Below are 18,452 nucleotides of genomic sequence, written 5' to 3'. Positions count from 1 at the left end.
TTTCCCAGGCGAGGAGAGAGTGTGAAACCGAAGAAACAGGTTGCTGCCGCTACAATGAAAGATGTTGCTATGAAGGCGAAAGTCTCAACAGCAACCGTGTCCCGTGCGTTAATGAACCCGGATAAAGTCTCCCAGTCGACCCGTAACCGGGTTGAACAGGCGGCGATGGAGGTGGGATATTTACCGCAATCAATGGGGCGAAATAGCAAACGGAATGAATCACGCACCATCCTGGTGATCGTCCCGGATATTTGTGATCCCTTTTTCAGTGAAATCATCCGGGGCATTGAGGTTACCGCCGCAAGCCACGGATATCTGGTGTTGATTGGTGACTGCGCGCACCAGAATCAGCAAGAGAAGACCTTTATCAATTTGATCATCACCAAACAAATTGATGGCATGTTATTGCTCGGTTCACGCCTGCCGTTCGACGCCAGCATTGAAGAGCAACGAAATCTGCCGCCGATGGTGATGGCCAACGAATTCGCGCCGGAGCTGGAGCTGCCTACCGTTCATATTGATAACCTGACTGCGGCCTTTAACGCCGTAAATTATCTGCATGAACAGGGGCACCAGCGTATCGGATGCATTGCCGGGCCGGAGGAGATGCCGCTGTGCCACTACCGTCTGCAAGGCTATGTGCAGGCGCTGCGTCGCTGCGGCATTACCGTCGACCCGCATTATATCGCCCGGGGCGATTTCACCTACGAGGCGGGCGGTCACGCGCTGCAACAGCTGCTTGCGCTTCCGCAGCCTCCGACCGCCGTGTTCTGTCACAGCGACGTTATGGCGCTCGGCGCGCTCTCCTGGGCCAAGCGTCATGGTCTGAAAGTCCCTGACGATCTGTCCATCATTGGCTTTGATAACATTGCGCTGGCGGAATTTTGCGACCCGCCTCTGACGACGGTTTCACAGCCGCGCTTCGATATCGGGCGCGAAGCAATGCTGCTCTTGCTCGACCAGTTACAGGGGCAAAATGTCAGCAGCGGCTCGCGCTTGCTGGACTGCGAGTTAATTATTCGTGGTTCGACGCGAGCCTTAACTTAAACCTTTAAGACTCACGTATCTGGTCAAAAGCCCGCCGCTTAAGTAACATGGCGGGCTGACGAACGAATAAATACAGCGAAACGATAGTGGCACAACGAGATTATGTACGTCGCGGTCAACCGGCACCTTCGCGGCGCAAAAAGAGCACCTCACGGAAAAAGCAACGCAACACGCCTGCGGTTTCACCCGCAATGGTCGCTATTGCGGCGGCTGTCCTTGTGGCCTTTATCGGGGGTCTGTACTTCATTACTCATCACAAAAAAGAAGAGTCCGAAACGCTGCAAAGCCAGAAAGTGACCGGCAACGGGCTGCCGCCGAAGCCGGAAGAGCGCTGGCGCTACATTAAAGAACTGGAAAGCCGCCAGCCGGGCGTGCGTGCGCCAACCGAGCCTTCTGCGGGCGGCGAAGTGATGAACCCGGAGCAGCTCACCAGCGAGCAGCGTCAGCTACTGGCGCAAATGCAGGCGGATATGCGCCAGCAGCCGACCCAACTTAACGAAGTGCCGTGGAACGAACAGACGCCTGAACAGCGTCAGCAGACATTGCAGCGCCAGCGTCAGGCACAGCAGCAGGTACAACAGCAGCAGTGGGCTAACACCCAGCCGGTTCAACAGCCGCGTACGCAGCCACGCGTGACGGAGCAACCGTACCAACAGCCACAGCAGCAACCGCGTACGGCGCAGACTGCACCTGCACAGCAGCCACGCCAGACGCAGCAGCCGAAACAGACGACATCCCAGCAGCCTTATCAGGACCTGTTGCAGACGCCTGCGCACACCACGACTTCTCAGCCTAAAACGCAGCAGGCCGCGCCGATCGCGCGTGAACCTGAAGCGCCAAAACAGACGGCAGAGAAGAAAGATGAACGTCGCTGGATGGTGCAATGCGGCTCCTTCAAAGGCGCCGAGCAAGCGGAAACCGTGCGCGCCCAGTTGGCTTTTGAAGGCTTTGACTCCAAAATCACCACCAACAACGGGTGGAATCGTGTGGTCATCGGCCCAGTCAAAGGCAAAGAGAATGCAGACAGCACCCTTAACCGCCTGAAGATGGCGGGTCACACAAACTGCATTCGACTCGCCTCCGGGGGTTGAAACCCCCAAAATCCCCCCCATTTATATTTGCATTATGCCCCGTACCGCGTGCGGGGCCTGTATTCTGCATTTGTAACCAAGGGGTCTGCTCGTGACAACAATAGTAAGCGTACGCCGTAACGGCCATGTGGTAATCGCCGGTGATGGTCAGGCCACACTGGGCAATACCGTAATGAAAGGCAACGTGAAGAAAGTTCGCCGTCTGTACAACGATAAAGTCATTGCGGGCTTTGCAGGGGGAACGGCAGACGCATTCACGCTGTTCGAACTGTTTGAGCGTAAACTGGAAATGCATCAGGGCCACCTGGTCAAAGCCGCCGTTGAACTGGCAAAAGACTGGCGTACCGACCGCATGCTACGCAAGCTCGAAGCGCTGCTGGCCGTCGCAGATGAAACCGCTTCACTGATCATCACGGGTAATGGCGATGTCATACAGCCGGAAAATGATCTGATTGCTATCGGCTCCGGTGGTCCCTACGCCCAGGCTGCGGCACGCGCACTGCTAGAAAATACCGAACTGGGCGCCCGCGAAATTGCTGAAAAGGCGTTGGATATTGCAGGCGATATCTGCATTTACACCAACCACTTCCACACCATTGAAGAATTACCGTCTAAAGCGTAAGGATCTCCCATGTCTGAAATGACCCCACGCGAAATCGTCAGCGAACTGAACAAGCACATCATTGGCCAGGACAACGCCAAGCGTTCCGTGGCGATTGCACTGCGTAACCGCTGGCGCCGCATGCAGCTCAACGAAGAGCTGCGCCATGAAGTGACGCCAAAAAATATTCTGATGATCGGCCCGACCGGCGTAGGTAAAACCGAAATCGCGCGTCGCCTGGCAAAACTGGCCAACGCGCCGTTCATCAAAGTTGAAGCGACAAAATTCACCGAAGTCGGTTATGTGGGTAAAGAAGTGGATTCCATTATCCGCGACCTGACCGACTCCGCGATCAAGATGGTGCGCGTTCAGTCTATTGAGAAAAACCGCTACCGCGCGGAAGAAATGGCGGAAGAGCGTATTCTCGACGCGCTGATCCCTCCGGCGAAAAATAACTGGGGTCAGGCTGAGCAACAGCAAGAGCCGTCCGCCGCGCGCCAGGCATTCCGCAAAAAACTGCGTGAAGGCCAACTCGACGATAAAGAAATTGAGATCAATCTCGCAGCCGCACCGATGGGCGTTGAAATTATGGCGCCTCCGGGAATGGAAGAGATGACCAGCCAGTTGCAGTCCATGTTCCAGAACCTGGGCGGCCAGAAACAAAAACCGCGTAAGCTGAAAATCAAAGACGCGATGAAGCTGTTGATTGAAGAAGAAGCGGCCAAACTGGTGAACCCGGAAGAGCTGAAACAGGAAGCCATCGACGCCGTTGAACAGCACGGGATCGTGTTTATCGACGAAATCGACAAAATCTGTAAACGCGGCGAATCCTCTGGCCCGGACGTTTCCCGCGAAGGCGTACAGCGCGACCTGCTGCCGCTGGTAGAAGGCTGCACCGTCTCTACCAAGCACGGTATGGTGAAAACCGACCACATCCTGTTTATCGCCTCCGGCGCGTTCCAGGTGGCGAAACCGTCTGATCTGATCCCCGAGTTGCAGGGGCGTCTGCCGATTCGCGTTGAGCTGAAAGCGCTGACGACGGAAGATTTCGAACGCATTCTCACCGAGCCGAACGCGTCCGTTACCGTTCAGTACAAAGCGCTGATGGCGACCGAAGGCGTGGACATCGAGTTTACCGAATCCGGCATCAAACGCATTGCCGAAGCGGCATGGCAGGTAAACGAAACCACCGAAAACATCGGTGCGCGTCGTCTGCATACCGTTCTGGAACGTCTGATGGAAGATATCTCCTATGACGCCAGCGATCTGAATGGTCAGAGCATAACAATTGATGCGGAATATGTGAGCAAACATCTGGATGCGCTGGTCGCAGATGAAGATCTGAGTCGTTTTATCCTATAATCGCGTTCAATGCATTTTCATCACTGTTGATGGGGCTGAAAAGCCCCATTTTTATTGGCGCTAAATATGACTGAACAACAACAAATTAGCCGCTCCCAGGCCTGGCTGGAAAGTTTACGACCGAAAACTCTGCCGCTCGCGTTTGCGGCAATCATCGTCGGTACAGCGCTGGCATGGTGGCAAGGGTACTTCGATCCCCTGGTTGCGCTGCTGGCGTTGATCACCGCCGGGCTGCTGCAAATCTTATCGAACCTTGCCAACGATTATGGCGACGCCGTCAAAGGCAGTGATAAGCCTGACCGCATCGGGCCGCTGCGCGGGATGCAAAAAGGGGTGATCACCCGGCAGGAGATGAAGCGGGCGCTGATCATTACCGTGGCGCTGATTTGCCTCTCCGGTCTGGCGCTGGTGGCTGTCGCATGTCATACGCTGGCGGATTTTGTCGGATTCCTGGTGCTGGGCGGCCTGTCGATTATCGCCGCGATTACCTACACCGTCGGGAACCGTCCTTACGGCTATATTGGTCTGGGCGACATTTCCGTGCTGGTGTTCTTCGGCTGGCTCAGCGTAATGGGCAGTTGGTATCTACAGGCGCATACGCTCATTCCTGCGCTTATCTTACCTGCTACCGCCTGCGGACTGCTGGCGACCGCCGTGCTCAACATCAACAATCTGCGCGATATCAACAGCGATAAAGAAAACGGTAAAAACACGCTGGTGGTACGTTTAGGCGCGGTTAACGCACGTCGTTATCACGCCTGCCTGTTGATGGGTTCACTGGTCTGCCTGGCGCTGTTTAACCTGATTTCACTGCAAAGCCTGTGGGGATGGCTGTTCATCCTGGCCGCACCGTTACTGATTAAACAGGCGCGTTATGTGATGCGTGAAATGGAACCCGCTGCGATGCGCCCGATGCTGGAACGTACCGTTAAAGCCGCGCTGTTGACTAACCTGCTGTTTGTCGTCGGGATTTTCTTAAGCCAGTGGGCGGTTTAACTGACAAATATCAATGAACAATTGATGATTTTGCAAACAGTACGCATAGCGCGATATACTAAAAATTCTCGCAGCAACTGAACGTTAAGCCTATGAAATACGATACTTCCGAGCTTTGTGACATCTACCAGGAAGATGTCAACGTCGTGGAACCACTGTTCTCTAACTTTGGAGGGCGGTCGTCGTTTGGCGGACAAATCATCACGGTAAAATGTTTCGAGGACAACGGGTTGCTCTACGATCTGCTCGAACAGAATGGCCGTGGTCGCATTCTGCTGGTCGATGGCGGTGGTTCTGTCCGTCGCGCGCTGGTCGACGCCGAACTGGCGCGTCTGGCTACGCAGAATGAATGGGAAGGGCTGGTCATCTACGGCGCGGTGCGTCAGGTAGACGATCTGGAAGAGCTGGATATCGGCATCCAGGCGCTTGCCGCGATTCCGGTAGGCGCCGCAGGTGAAGGAATTGGGGAAAGCGACGTCCGCGTCAATTTTGGCGGCGTGACCTTCTTCTCCGGCGATCATCTCTACGCCGACAATACCGGGATAATCCTCTCCGAAGACCCACTTGATATCGAGTGATCAAAAAAGGCACCGTAAGGTGCCTTTTTTATTGCGTTGCCGCTCATAAACGATGCCGACTGTAGGCCTGATAAGCGTAGCGCCATCAGGCGATATTGCAGTGCCGGATGGCGGCTTACGCCTTATCCGGCCTACAACGCTGAGCGCAGCCAACACTGCTACGGCTCAGACTTCTTCCATACGACCCAGCAGCGCCTGCAAACGATCCTGCCACCCGCTCTGCTGTTCTTTCAGATGGTTGTTCTCACGCTCCAGCTCTTCACGCTGATGCTGAGCAGACTGTACATCCTGCGCCAGGCTGTTGTTCTTTTCTTTCAGCTCTTCGATTTCCATCTGCAAAAGCGTAATGGTATCAATCGCCTGCTGTACTTTTGCTTCCAGTTTCTCAAACACTTCTAATGACATGGCCATACCTCTCCTGAATTGCAAGGCGACGCTTCACGTAAACGCGCACAATATATAGTGCCGATTGTATGAAGCCGCGCCATCCCTGTCCAGCGACATACCGCGTAGATTGCGGTTTGCAACACTTTTCATCCTTGTCCTGGTGACATAACTCACATAACTCTAAAGTGTTAACATATTGGTTAATGAAATGATTCAGCTCACACTCCTGGTTTGTCGTAAAACGCGCTTCATGGCGCGATAACGCTCATTTTATTGACGCAGTACACACATTTTGATTTCGATATTTCTCGTTTTTGCTCGTTAACGATAAATTAACAGTATGCCTACAGGCATCGAAGGCGTCAGTGACCTCTTCGCAAACAATAAACATTAAACTCTCTTCAGGATCCGATTATGAGTCAAACATCAACCTTAAAAGGCCAGTGCATTGCTGAATTTCTCGGTACTGGGTTGTTGATTTTCTTCGGTGTGGGTTGTGTCGCTGCTCTTAAAGTAGCAGGTGCTACTTTCGGTCAGTGGGAAATCAGTATCATCTGGGGTCTGGGGGTGGCGATGGCTATCTACCTGACAGCAGGTGTCTCCGGCGCACATTTAAATCCAGCCGTAACAATCGCACTGTGGCTGTTTGCCTGTTTCGACAAACGCAAAGTTGTTCCTTTTATCATTTCTCAAGTTGCCGGCGCGTTTTGCGCAGCGGCATTAGTTTACGGGCTTTACTACAATCTTTTCGCTGATTTTGAACAAACGCACCACATCGTCCGTGGCAGTATCGAAAGTGTTGATCTGGCTGGCACTTTCTCAACATATCCAAATCCACATATCAATTTTGTGCAAGCCTTCGCGGTTGAGATGGTAATTACCGCTATTCTGATGGGGCTTATTCTGGCGCTGACCGATGATGGTAACGGCGTACCGCGCGGCCCACTGGCTCCTCTGCTCATTGGTTTACTGATCGCAGTAATTGGCGCTTCTATGGGGCCGCTGACCGGGTTTGCGATGAACCCGGCGCGTGACTTCGGCCCGAAACTGTTCGCCTGGCTCGCTGGCTGGGGGAACGTTGCCTTGACTGGCGGTAAGGATATTCCTTACTTCCTGGTGCCGATGTTCGGCCCGATTGCGGGCGCCATTCTGGGCGCATTCGCCTATCGTAAACTGATTGGCCGCCATTTGCCGTGTGATACTTGCGTGGTTGAAGAGAAGGACACCACCACTACCGCACAACAAAAAGCTTCGCTGTAATGTGACTACGGGACAAAAAAATTATGACTGAGAAAAAATATATCGTTGCGCTCGACCAGGGCACCACCAGCTCCCGCGCCGTCGTGATGGATCACGATGCGAATATCGTTAGCGTGTCGCAACGTGAATTTGAGCAAATCTACCCGAAAGCAGGCTGGGTAGAACACGACCCAATGGAAATCTGGGCCACCCAAAGCTCAACGCTGGTTGAAGTGCTGGCGAAAGCAGACATCAGTTCCGATCAGATCGCAGCAATCGGTATTACTAACCAGCGTGAAACCACCATCGTCTGGGAACGTGAAACCGGCAAACCGATTTATAACGCGATTGTCTGGCAGTGCCGCCGTACCGCCGAAATCTGCGAACGCCTGAAGCGTGACGGCATGGAAGATTACATCCGCAACAACACCGGTCTGGTGATTGACCCGTACTTCTCCGGCACCAAAGTGAAGTGGATTCTCGATCACGTAGAAGGCTCCCGTGAGCGCGCACGTCGCGGTGAACTGCTGTTCGGTACGGTGGATACCTGGCTTATCTGGAAAATGACGCAGGGACGCGTACACGTCACGGATTACACCAACGCTTCACGTACCATGCTGTTCAACATCCATACCCTGGACTGGGATGACAAAATGCTGGATGCGCTGGATATCCCGCGCGCCATGCTGCCGGAAGTGCGTCGTTCTTCTGAAGTGTACGGCCAGACGAACATCGGGGGTAAAGGCGGCACGCGTATTCCAATCGCCGGGATCGCCGGTGACCAGCAGGCGGCGCTGTTCGGCCAGCTGTGCGTCAAAGAGGGGATGGCGAAAAACACTTACGGCACCGGCTGCTTTATGCTGATGAACACCGGCGAGAAAGCGGTTAAGTCCGAAAACGGACTTTTGACCACCATCGCCTGTGGCCCGACCGGCGAAGTGAACTACGCGCTGGAAGGGGCGGTGTTTATGGCTGGCGCATCCATTCAGTGGCTGCGTGATGAGATGAAACTCATCAGCGACGCATTCGACTCTGAATATTTCGCCACCAAAGTGAAAGACACCAACGGCGTATACGTTGTTCCGGCCTTTACCGGTCTGGGCGCGCCGTACTGGGACCCGTATGCGCGCGGCGCCATCTTCGGTCTGACCCGTGGCGTAAACTCCAACCACATCATCCGTGCAACGCTGGAATCGATCGCTTACCAGACGCGTGACGTGCTGGAAGCGATGCAGGCGGACTCCGGTATTCGCCTGCACGCCCTGCGCGTTGACGGCGGCGCGGTTGCCAACAACTTCCTGATGCAGTTCCAGTCAGACATTCTTGGTACGCGCGTTGAGCGCCCGGAAGTGCGCGAAGTAACGGCGCTGGGTGCGGCGTATCTGGCAGGTCTGGCGGTGGGTTACTGGCAGAACCTGGATGAGTTGCAGGAAAAAGCGGTCATCGAGCGTGAATTCCGTCCTGGCATCGAAACCACCGAGCGTAACTTCCGTTACAGCGGCTGGAAAAAAGCGGTCAAACGCGCCCTGGCGTGGGAAGACCACGAAGAGTAATACTGACATGCCGGATGGCGGCTTCGCTTATCCGGCCTACAGGTACTTATTATAATTTGATTACCATAGAGTAATACCACTCCAAAAGAGCGGTATTACTCGAATGTAAGACATGGTTTAAAGAAACCACTCTGGCTTCACACCGAAACGAGCAGAGAGTGCCTTAATGTGAGCGATAGTCAGAGAGCGCTGACCAGATAAGATCTGACTCACCAGCGACTTTGAACCGATCTCCTCTTTCAGGTCTGAGTAGGACAGCTTGTACTGGTCAATCAGAGTACGTAGCAGCGCCACGCCAACCGGCATTTCAGCGATATCTTTATTGAACTCAGCGAAACGGTCGCTGTTATCCTCATAATCGGCAATTTTGCTCGCCAGGAAGTCAATGAGCGGGTTCTCATCGTCGTTCTCGATCAGATAATCCACCAGAGACAGCGCTTCACGGTAATCGCTCTCTGAAGAGCTGCCTCCCAGGAAAGGAACAGCAGCGACGAGTTGTTTGGTTGCTTCAATGGCTTTTGCAGTGTCGGTATTCATTATTTGTTCTCCCTGTAATAGCGGGTCAACTTGTCATATTCAGCGTGGGTGCTGATGTGCTTCACATAGAAGCGTTTATTCACAAAATTGATGTAGGCGATAACCCTCAAGTTGTTGCCTCCCACATCCAGAACCCACCATTTGTTCCGGTACTTAAAATTGTCCAGGCTCGGTATCAGAGTTCTCATCTCAGTCGGAGAAGAGAAGTCAGTTTCACGCATTAAGCGATACAGCGCCCGTATGGCTAACGAATCGTTGGGATATCGCTTTGCCGCTTCCTCAAAAGGTTCTTTTGAAATGACGTGCATCTTGCGTTCGTTCCATCCGTTTACATTATGTGAACACCATAGCATGGTATTTTACTGTTTACAATATGTGAACACTTCCTTCAGATTGCCCCCTCCCCTGTGCTACACTTCGCGCCATTCCTTTCTGCTACGAGTTTGCTATGAGACGAGAACTTGCCATCGAATTTTCCCGCGTAACGGAAGCGGCGGCGCTGGCTGGCTATAAATGGCTGGGACGCGGCGACAAAAATACCGCTGACGGCGCGGCGGTAAACGCCATGCGTATTATGCTCAACCAGGTCAATATTGACGGCACCATTGTCATCGGCGAAGGCGAGATTGATGAAGCGCCCATGCTGTTTATCGGTGAGAAAGTCGGCACCGGCCGTGGCGATGCGGTAGATATCGCCGTCGACCCTATCGAAGGCACCCGTATGACGGCGATGGGCCAGGCGAACGCGCTGGCAGTTCTGGCGGTCGGCGACAAAGGCTGTTTCCTCAACGCGCCGGATATGTACATGGAAAAACTGATCGTCGGGCCGGGCGCTAAAGGATCTATCGACCTGAATCTGCCGCTGGCGGACAACCTGCGCAACATCGCAGCCACCCTCAGCAAACCACTCAGCGAACTGACGGTTACGATTCTGGCCAAACCGCGTCATGACGCGGTGATTGCAGAGATGCAGCAGCTTGGCGTGCGCGTATTCGCCATTCCTGATGGCGACGTGGCGGCCTCTATTCTGACCTGTATGCCAGACAGTGAAGTGGATGTGCTGTACGGCATTGGCGGCGCGCCGGAAGGCGTTGTCTCCGCAGCGGTAATCCGTGCGCTGGATGGCGACATGCAGGGCCGTCTGCTGGCGCGTCACGACGTCAAAGGCGACAGCGAAGAGAACCGCCGCATTGGCGAGCAGGAGCTGGCACGCTGTAAAGCTATGGGCATTGACGCCGGTAAAGCGCTGCGTCTGGACGAAATGGCGCGCAGCGATAACGTCATCTTCTCCGCCACCGGGATCACCAAAGGCGATCTGCTGGAGGGGATTAGCCGCAAAGGCAATATCGCTACCACCGAAACGCTGCTGATTCGCGGCAAATCGCGCACTATCCGCCGTATTCAGTCCATCCACTATCTGGATCGCAAAGACCCGGATGTGCAGGCGCATATCCTGTAACTGATTTGTTCGATTGAGCCTTCCGGCCCTTCGGGGCTGGAAATCTTTCGTTCAACGAACGAAGATAAGGGTATTGCAGCAGACAGGAGAAGATCATGGCAGATTGGGTAACAGGAAAAGTCACGAAGGTACAGTACTGGACCGACGCCCTGTTTAGTCTGACCGTTCACGCCCCCGTTCATCCCTTCACCGCAGGCCAGTTTACCAAGCTCGGACTGGAGATCGACGGCGAACGCGTACAACGCGCCTATTCCTATGTGAATGCGCCCGATAATCCCGATTTAGAGTTTTACCTGGTGACGGTTCCCGAAGGCAAACTCAGCCCACATCTGGCGGTGCTTAAACCTGGCGATGAAGTACAGGTGGTGAGTGAAGCGGCGGGGTTCTTTGTTCTGGATGAAGTGCCTGACTGCGACACCCTGTGGATGCTGGCGACCGGAACGGCCATTGGCCCTTATTTGTCGATTCTGCAACTCGGTAAGGACCTGGAGCGCTTTAACAACCTGGTACTGGTGCATGCCGCGCGTTACGCCGCTGATTTAAGTTACCTGCCGTTAATGCTGGAATTGCAAAAGCGCTACGAAGGCAAGCTGCGCATTCAAACTGTCGTCAGTCGGGAAACCATCGCAGGCTCGCTTACCGGGCGTGTCCCCGCGCTGATTGAAAGCGGCGCGCTGGAAGCGGCGGTCGGTTTACCGATGGACACCGAGACCAGCCATGTGATGCTGTGCGGAAATCCGCAGATGGTGCGTGATACGCAACAGCTGCTGAAGGAGACCCGGCACATGACCAAACACCTGCGTCGTCGTCCTGGGCACATGACCGCTGAGCACTACTGGTAAGCACGGTTGCAGGCCCGGTAAGCGCCAGCGCCACCGGGCGATCTGCCGGATAGCGGCATAAACGCCTTATCCGGCCTACGGTTTATCGCCTGCCTGAGGCTCTGCTTTAAACTTCACATCCTGCGTTTCTTTGCCGAACTTATTCTCGCCCTGAGTGCCGACAAACGCCCCCAGATCGATAAACATCATGACCAGAATGAGCGTCGGGACAAAGCGCCCCACGACCCACTGCCACATTCCCGGCAACATCACCCAATTTCCGGCCAGCAGCATCCACGCCAGAATCATCAATAACGCCCACAGGCCGGAGCGCCCCCGGTCATGCAGACGCTTAACCATGACCGCCGCCGTGGGCCAGAGCAGACACACCAGACAAAATGCCGCCGTCTGGATATCGAGTAAATTCTTGCTCGCCAGCGAAAACAGCACCAGCATGCCGACAAACCAGAGACCGAGCCAGATCCAGAAATCACGGCGTCCAATACGCCCTTTAAATGAGAATAACCACTGCTGTATGGTCATGTAAGTTCCTTTATTATTGCCTTCGCTGTCAGTTTACCCTTTTGACAAGCCCGACAGTTATCGTTTTAATCGTGAGCAGTCCTAACGAAAGGTAAGATTGATGAAGCCAGGGTGTACACTGTTTTTATTATTGTTTTCCGCCATAACTGCGAGCACAACGGTGCTGGCGGAGGCATCGCCGTCTGCGACGACCGCGCCCTACCTGCTGGCTGGCGCGCCGACGTTTGATCTCTCCATCAGCCAGTTTCGCGAAAACTTTAATCAGCAAAATCCCCGGCTTCCACTGAACGAATTTCGTGCTATCGACAGCAGCCGCGACAGGGCGAACCTGACCCGCGCCGCCAGCAAGATCAATGAAAATCTGTACGCCTCAACGGCGCTGGAGCGCGGTACGTTAAAAATCAAAAGTATGCAGATTACCTGGCTTCCCATTCAGGGGCCCGAGCAAAAAGCCGCCAAAGTCAAAGCGCAGGAATACATGGCGGCGGTGATCCGCACCGTCGCCCCGCTTCTGACAAAAGAGCAAAGCCAGCAAAAACTGCAAAAATTACTCACAGCGGGCAAGAATAAGCACTACTACGCCGAAACGGAAGGCGCGATTCGCTATGTTGTCGCAGACAACGGGGAAAAAGGGCTGACCTTCGCTGTTGAACCGATTAAGCTAGCGCTATCGGAGAATCTGGAAGGGCTGAATTAAGTGACAAAAAGCAAAGCCTTTCGAGGGAGGGATCTCTATACTGTTTCACAGACCATGCCGTCCCTGAAGGGCGGCCATCTTCCTTAATTCGCTGACAAAGCGTGGAGAAATGAAATGCGACATCCTTTAGTGATGGGTAACTGGAAACTGAACGGCAGCCGCCACATGGTAAACGAGCTGGTGGCTAACCTGCGTAAAGAACTGGCTGGCGTTGCTGGCTGTGCAGTTGCGATTGCACCGCCGGAAATGTATATCGACATGGCGAAACACGCCGCTGCCGGTAGCCACATCATTCTGGGCGCGCAGAACGTTGACCTGAACCTGTCTGGCGCATTCACCGGTGAAACTTCTGCTGAAATGCTGAAGGATATCGGCGCGCAGTACATCATCATCGGCCACTCTGAGCGTCGTACTTACCACAAAGAGTCTGACGAGCTGATCGCGAAGAAATTCGCCGTGCTGAAAGAGCAGGGTCTGACTCCGGTTCTGTGCATCGGTGAAACCGAAGCAGAAAACGAAGCCGGCAAAACTGAAGAAGTCTGTGCTCGTCAGATCGATGCGGTACTGAAAACTCAGGGCGCTGCGGCGTTTGAAGGCGTGGTTATCGCTTACGAACCTGTATGGGCGATCGGTACTGGCAAATCCGCCACTCCGGCGCAGGCGCAAGCTGTTCACAAATTCATCCGTGACCACATCGCCAAAGCTGACGCGAAAATCGCTGAGCAAGTGATCATCCAGTACGGCGGTTCCGTAAACGCAGCTAACGCGGCAGAACTGTTCGCTCAGCCGGACATCGACGGCGCGCTGGTTGGCGGTGCTTCCCTGAAAGCTGACGCGTTCGCGGTGATCGTTAAAGCAGCGGAAGCGGCTAAACAAGCTTAATGCTGTTGTGGCGGGTGGCGCGTGCGCTTACCCGCCACACAAAATCACAGGCCCGGTAAGCGTTAACGCCACCGGGCTTTTTTTACAAACGCCCCAGTAAACTAAACCACACGTAATCCAGCGGCAACAGCACCAGATACGTTGCCAGCGCCAGTGCCAGACACAGCGTCATACCTGGTTTTGCCGGGACTTTCCCTAATGCCATCGCCACCACAATCGGCGACGCCTGATACGGCAACAGCGGCGTGGAGTACCCCAATACCTGAATCATAATCACCGACAGCAGCGGAAAACCGGTTGCGTCGGAAAAACTCTGCGCCAGCGTGGTATACAGCGCCGGAACGCCGTTCGCCGTCATAATAAAATTCAGCGCGGTGGTAATGCCGGTCAGCGCCAGGAAACTGGTGAAGGGCTTTTCCGGGTCCAGCGGCATGACATGCAGCAGCGCCTCGCCCACCGCATTGCCAATGCCGGTTTGCGTCACGGTGATCGCCAGCCCCAGAATGCCTGCCACATAAATACAGGTGCGGATATTCACGCCGCTGGAAAACTCTTCCCCGTTGATAAACCCCACGCGCGGCAACAGCGTGATCACCGCCGCCGCCAGCCCGGTCCACGCCGGGCCAATACCGTGCCAGCTTTCGCTGACCCACATCGCCAGCACCACCGCCAGCATCCACGCCAGCCGTTTCTCCGCACGGCTCATCGGCGCAGGCGGCGTCAGGTCGCGAGGCGCATGCGGTTTACCGGGAAACAGCCAACAAATCAGGACGATTAACAGCGCACCTTTCAACCAGCCCAGAACAGGCGTATGCAGCAGAAGATACGGCAGATAGTTCAGGTGGATGCCATACGAACCTTCCGCCGCCCCGCTCATCACCAGGTTAGGTACATTAGCAGGCAGGATGGTCGCGGAGAGCTGGAAGGTTCCAAAGCCCACCGCAAGCGCCAGTCCGTACCAGGCGCGCGTGCCATCGGCAATCCCGGCACGTTTCGCCATCGCCGCGACAATGGGCATCAGCAGCGCGATACGCCCCATATTGGACGGCATCACAAACGCCAGCGCATAGCTGAGCAGCACCACGCTCGCCACCATCAGCGGCCATGAGTCGGTCAGTCTGGCGGATAAGGCGCGCGCCGCCCTGTCTGCCAGCCCTGTTTTGCGAATCGCCACCCCCAGCACAAAACCGCTAAAGACCAGCCAGAAAGCCGACGAGGCAAAACCGCCAAAAATGACGTCCGGTGGCGCGATCTTCGCCACCATCGCCACGGTAAAGAACAGCAGCGCGGTAATAAACTCCGGCAACAGCGAGGTTGCCCAGAGCAGAATGGTCACGCCGACCACCAGCGAAGGAATGAACAGAGGGTGTGTAAGCCAGAGCGACATGCCTGTCTCCTGTTGTTTTTTTCAACAAGAATACGGAGACAGGCAGGTGGAGTAAACGCCAGATTAGGTGGGGTTACTGCAAAATCTCACATTGATGATCCTGAATTTCCTCAGCGGAAGCGAGGTTAAACGCCAGCAGGTTGCGCTGCGTCGCCAGCAAAACAAAAGAGTCGTCGCTCTGGCGCACCACCGCCAGTGCATAGCTGCCCATGTGCTCACGCGCATCCGGCACTTCTTCCGCCAGCATCATGAACGGGCTGCGTTGCGCCAGCTCGCTTTCCGTCACCCGACGCGCCAGATATTCATTCCCGCGCAATCCGCCCGGCAGCGGCAGCCATCGGGTACTCACTTTCGCCAGATTATCATCCAGTTTCGCTCGCACATCAGGGCGCAGGCAGGAGATGTGGATATGAAAGTGGTTTTGCGTCCGCCCGGAGCGTGAGTTAATCGCCAGCGAAATGGCGCTATCTGGAATATCTTTGCCGTACTTTTGGCTCATAAAGCTGCGCGCCTGCCAGGCTAGCCAGAAGAAGTTCGGCGTGTAGGGCTCCACCAGCAGCGGGCTTTCCGTACCGTTGATGCGGTACGTCGGCATCAGCAGATACTGCAACGGGCCGTTACGATCTTTAAACACGACATACCCGGCATCCGGTTTCACTTCAGCGCATGGCGCAGGATTTTGCTGTTGCAGTTGGTTCGGTACGCATTGTTGCAGAACAATATCCCGCAATGCGTTCGGATTAGCGGCCAGCTTCCAGTAGCCAATGCCCGCGACGGCGGCAACAATCACAACCGCCAGCAAAAAATAACCTGTTTTTTTCATTACTCATTCCCTGTCTCTTATTGACGTGCAAGAGTAACGCAAAATGATGACAAATAAAAAAGCCCGGTCGCACGATGCCACCGGGCTGGAAAAGCCATTTACATTAGCGTTTGCTGATTTGGTCGAACGTACCGCCATTAGAGAAATGCTCTTTCTGCGCTTTCGTCCACCCGCCAAACTCCTCGTCAATGGTGAAGAGTTTCAGCTTCGGAAATGCATTTTCATATTTCTTCGCCACTTCAGGGTCGCGTGGGCGATAGAAGTTTTTCGCCGCAATTTCCTGCCCTTCCGGCGAGTAGAGATACTTCAGATAGGCTTCCGCCACGACTTGCGTCCCTTTTTTCTCCACGACTTTATCCACCACGGAGACGGTCGGTTCTGCGAGAATCGATTCGCTCGGCGTCACGATTTCAAATTTATCTTTGCCCAGTTCATTCGTCGCCAACAGCGCTTCGTTCTCCCAGGCGATCAGCACGTCACCAATCCCACGCTCAACAAAGGTGTTGGTTGAACCGCGCGCGCCAGAATCCAGCACTTCCACGTTCTTAAATAACGCTTTTACGAAGTCCTGCGCTTTGGCCTGATCGTTGTTGTTGTGGTGCAGGGCGTATCCCCACGCAGCCAGATAGTTCCAGCGTGCGCCGCCAGAGCTTTTCGGATTCGGCGTAATCACCGACACGCCCGGTTTTACCAGGTCGTTCCAGTCATGGATTTGCTTCGGATTGCCTTTACGCACCAGGAAGACGATGGTGGACGTGTACGGCGCGGAGTTGTCCGGCAGACGTTTGATCCAGTTTTTGTCGATACGGCCGCGCTCTGCAATGGCATCAACGTCATAAGCCAGCGCCAGCGTCACCACATCGGCCTCAATACCGTTAATGACTGACGTCGCCTGCTTACCGGAACCGCCATGTGACTGACGGATCACCACATTGTCGCCCGTTTCTTGTTTCCAGTGCGCGCTAAACGCTTTGTTGTACTGATCGTACAGCTCGCGCGTTGGATCGTAAGACACGTTAAGTAACTGAATATCCTTCGCCAGAACGCTGGTCGATGCCAGCAATAATGTTAACCCCACGCCCCATTTATTCATCGCCCAGCTCTCTTATGTAGTGTTGTGATGAGTAAAGCGTGCCAGAAAGGAATCCAAACATTAAAGAATAAAAAAAGATTGGCTATAACTTGAGGGAATAAATGAAGGATATTGCCGGATGCTGGCTAACGCCTTATCCGGCCTACAGGCCGTACTGTTGTAGGCCGGGTAAGGCGTTAGCCGCCACCCGGCACAATACACACAACGATCAGTACAGCTTTTTAGCGCAATCCAGCCAGTCACCTTTGAACGGACGCTTCATGTTTTCGATAGCGTCGATGATGTCATGGTGAACCAGTTGTTCGTTCTGGATGCCCACACAACGTCCGCCAAAGCCTTCCAGCAGCAGTTCAATGGCATATGAGCCCATACGGGAAGCCAGAATACGGTCGTAAGGCACCGGAGAGCCGCCACGCTGGATGTGACCCAGTACGGTCGCACGCGTTTCACGGCCAGTCTCTTTCTCGATGTAGTGCGCCAGTTCATCAACGTCACACATATGTTCGGTGATCGCGACAATCGCGTGTTTTTTACCTTTCGCGATGCCCGCTTTGATTTCCGCAACCAGATCGTCACGGCTGAATTCCACTTCCGGCACCACAACAAACTCACAGCCCCCAGCGATAGCCGCCGCCAGGGTCAGGTCGCCGCAGTAACGCCCCATCACTTCAACGATGGAAATACGCTGGTGAGAGGAAGAGGTGTCACGCAGACGGTCAATCGCTTCCACTACCGTACCCAGTGCGGTGAAATAACCGATGGTGTAGTCAGTGCCTTTGATGTCGTTGTCGATCGTGCCCGGCAGACCGATGCACGGGAAGCCCATTTCAGTCAGACGTTTTGCACCCATATAGGAACCGTCACCGCCGATAACAACCAGCGCGTCGATGCCACGTTTTTTCAGGTTTTCGATAGCCACTGCGCGAACATTTTCATCGCGGAATTCCGGGAAGCGCGCGGAACCGAGGAAAGTACCGCCACGGTTGATCATGTCGGACACGCTGTAACGGTCGAGCTGAACCATACGGTCTTCATACAGACCCAGGTAGCCATCATAAATACCCATTACTTCCAGTCCTTCCGTCAACGCTGCGCGTACAACACCACGGATTGCTGCGTTCATGCCAGGCGCATCACCGCCGCTTGTCAACACACCGATTTTCTTAATCATGACTACCTCTGAACTTTGGAATGCAAAATGAAATCTGTTGCCGGAAGCCGATACTGTTACTGCACATCGGGACGATCCAACGAATATGCAGATAGTATAACAACCGCTTCCTGCTGAATTGATTCAGGTCAGGCCAAACGGCGGTAATTTATACACAAAATGCTGGCCTTGCTCACTTTTTTACA

At 54.4% G+C, this 18,452-nt stretch carries 20 protein-coding genes; 12 read left to right on the top strand and 8 right to left on the bottom strand.

The features are described from left to right. The first annotated feature begins 21 nt into the window (after positions 1-21). The 6 genes from cytR to rraA all read left to right on the top strand — a co-directional run bounded on the left by cytR (position 22) and on the right by rraA (position 5,675). The gene (cytR, locus tag OGV83_RS00535) at positions 22-1,047 is read left to right on the top strand and encodes a DNA-binding transcriptional regulator CytR (RefSeq protein WP_012133858.1); all 1,026 of its coding nucleotides are present in this window, start codon (positions 22-24) and stop codon (positions 1,045-1,047) included. Positions 1,048-1,133: 86 nt separating this feature from the next. Beyond that, a complete protein-coding gene (gene ftsN, locus OGV83_RS00530) occupies positions 1,134-2,138 on the top strand; it encodes a cell division protein FtsN (RefSeq protein WP_024130660.1) in 1,005 nt (334 codons plus the stop codon). 91 nt (positions 2,139-2,229) lie between these two features. Next, positions 2,230-2,760 (top strand): ATP-dependent protease subunit HslV, encoded by a 531-nt coding sequence (gene hslV / locus OGV83_RS00525; RefSeq protein WP_012133860.1) that lies wholly within the window; start codon positions 2,230-2,232, stop codon positions 2,758-2,760. A gap of 9 nt (positions 2,761-2,769) precedes the next feature. Continuing rightward, on the top strand, positions 2,770-4,101 hold the full coding sequence (hslU, locus tag OGV83_RS00520) for an ATP-dependent protease ATPase subunit HslU (protein WP_012133861.1): 1,332 nt from the start codon (positions 2,770-2,772) through the stop codon (positions 4,099-4,101). 66 nt (positions 4,102-4,167) lie between these two features. After that, complete coding sequence (menA, locus tag OGV83_RS00515; protein ID WP_047459819.1) at positions 4,168-5,097, top strand: 1,4-dihydroxy-2-naphthoate polyprenyltransferase; 930 nt, start codon at positions 4,168-4,170, stop codon at positions 5,095-5,097. A 92-nt stretch (positions 5,098-5,189) separates the two neighbouring features. Then, positions 5,190-5,675: a ribonuclease E activity regulator RraA gene (gene rraA / locus OGV83_RS00510; RefSeq protein WP_012133864.1), complete on the top strand. Its 486-nt coding sequence runs from the start codon at positions 5,190-5,192 to the stop codon at positions 5,673-5,675. A gap of 165 nt (positions 5,676-5,840) precedes the next feature. On the opposite strand, the gene zapB is transcribed toward rraA, so the two are convergent. After that, a complete protein-coding gene (zapB, locus tag OGV83_RS00505; RefSeq protein ID WP_012133867.1) occupies positions 5,841-6,086 on the bottom strand; it encodes a septal ring assembly protein ZapB in 246 nt (81 codons plus the stop codon). 390 nt (positions 6,087-6,476) lie between these two features. Here zapB and OGV83_RS00500 point away from each other — a divergent pair, with 390 nt between their 5' ends. Beyond that, positions 6,477-7,322 (top strand): MIP/aquaporin family protein, encoded by an 846-nt coding sequence (locus tag OGV83_RS00500; protein ID WP_012133869.1) that lies wholly within the window; start codon positions 6,477-6,479, stop codon positions 7,320-7,322. A 23-nt stretch (positions 7,323-7,345) separates the two neighbouring features. Next, positions 7,346-8,854: a glycerol kinase GlpK gene (glpK, locus tag OGV83_RS00495; protein WP_012133870.1), complete on the top strand. Its 1,509-nt coding sequence runs from the start codon at positions 7,346-7,348 to the stop codon at positions 8,852-8,854. 117 nt (positions 8,855-8,971) lie between these two features. Here the strand turns inward: glpK and OGV83_RS00490 are convergent, their stop codons facing one another. Both OGV83_RS00490 and OGV83_RS00485 read right to left on the bottom strand, forming a co-directional pair. Next, on the bottom strand, positions 8,972-9,391 hold the full coding sequence (locus OGV83_RS00490) for a helix-turn-helix domain-containing protein (RefSeq protein WP_049011786.1): 420 nt from the start codon (positions 9,389-9,391) through the stop codon (positions 8,972-8,974). Next, the gene (locus tag OGV83_RS00485; RefSeq protein WP_047459826.1) at positions 9,391-9,699 is read right to left on the bottom strand and encodes a type II toxin-antitoxin system HigB family toxin; all 309 of its coding nucleotides are present in this window, start codon (positions 9,697-9,699) and stop codon (positions 9,391-9,393) included. Before OGV83_RS00485 ends, OGV83_RS00490 begins: the two co-directional genes overlap by 1 nt. 140 nt (positions 9,700-9,839) lie before the next feature. Here OGV83_RS00485 and glpX point away from each other — a divergent pair, with 140 nt between their 5' ends. Next, positions 9,840-10,850, top strand: a complete 1,011-nt coding sequence (gene glpX, locus OGV83_RS00480) for a class II fructose-bisphosphatase (RefSeq protein ID WP_071259473.1) — start codon at positions 9,840-9,842, stop codon at positions 10,848-10,850. Positions 10,851-10,945: 95 nt separating this feature from the next. After that, entirely contained in the window at positions 10,946-11,692 is a 747-nt protein-coding gene (gene fpr, locus OGV83_RS00475; RefSeq protein ID WP_286463008.1) for a ferredoxin--NADP(+) reductase, read from the top strand. A 75-nt stretch (positions 11,693-11,767) separates the two neighbouring features. On the opposite strand, the gene OGV83_RS00470 is transcribed toward fpr, so the two are convergent. Beyond that, positions 11,768-12,214 (bottom strand): DUF805 domain-containing protein, encoded by a 447-nt coding sequence (locus tag OGV83_RS00470; protein WP_049011788.1) that lies wholly within the window; start codon positions 12,212-12,214, stop codon positions 11,768-11,770. Between the two features lie 100 nt (positions 12,215-12,314). Here OGV83_RS00470 and OGV83_RS00465 point away from each other — a divergent pair, with 100 nt between their 5' ends. Both OGV83_RS00465 and tpiA read left to right on the top strand, forming a co-directional pair. After that, positions 12,315-12,911 carry a YiiQ family protein gene (locus tag OGV83_RS00465; RefSeq protein WP_286463007.1) on the top strand — a complete coding sequence of 199 codons (597 nt, stop codon included), beginning with the start codon at positions 12,315-12,317 and terminating at the stop codon, positions 12,909-12,911. A gap of 114 nt (positions 12,912-13,025) precedes the next feature. Beyond that, complete coding sequence (gene tpiA, locus OGV83_RS00460; protein ID WP_024130662.1) at positions 13,026-13,793, top strand: triose-phosphate isomerase; 768 nt, start codon at positions 13,026-13,028, stop codon at positions 13,791-13,793. A gap of 82 nt (positions 13,794-13,875) precedes the next feature. Here the strand turns inward: tpiA and OGV83_RS00455 are convergent, their stop codons facing one another. From OGV83_RS00455 to pfkA, 4 genes are all read right to left on the bottom strand, one after another. Further along, positions 13,876-15,180 (bottom strand): SLC13 family permease, encoded by a 1,305-nt coding sequence (locus tag OGV83_RS00455; protein WP_012133878.1) that lies wholly within the window; start codon positions 15,178-15,180, stop codon positions 13,876-13,878. Between the two features lie 73 nt (positions 15,181-15,253). After that, positions 15,254-16,003, bottom strand: a complete 750-nt coding sequence (locus OGV83_RS00450) for a CDP-diacylglycerol diphosphatase (RefSeq protein ID WP_115615274.1) — start codon at positions 16,001-16,003, stop codon at positions 15,254-15,256. A 103-nt stretch (positions 16,004-16,106) separates the two neighbouring features. After that, positions 16,107-17,096: a sulfate/thiosulfate ABC transporter substrate-binding protein Sbp gene (sbp, locus tag OGV83_RS00445; RefSeq protein WP_286463006.1), complete on the bottom strand. Its 990-nt coding sequence runs from the start codon at positions 17,094-17,096 to the stop codon at positions 16,107-16,109. 208 nt (positions 17,097-17,304) lie between these two features. Beyond that, positions 17,305-18,267: a 6-phosphofructokinase gene (gene pfkA, locus OGV83_RS00440; protein ID WP_012133883.1), complete on the bottom strand. Its 963-nt coding sequence runs from the start codon at positions 18,265-18,267 to the stop codon at positions 17,305-17,307. Positions 18,268-18,452 lie beyond the last annotated feature (185 nt).

Source organism: Citrobacter sp. CK189 (assembly GCF_030333505.1).
GTDB classification, from domain to species: domain Bacteria; phylum Pseudomonadota; class Gammaproteobacteria; order Enterobacterales; family Enterobacteriaceae; genus Citrobacter_B; species Citrobacter_B koseri.
This window is presented reverse-complemented; position numbering and strand designations above follow the sequence as displayed.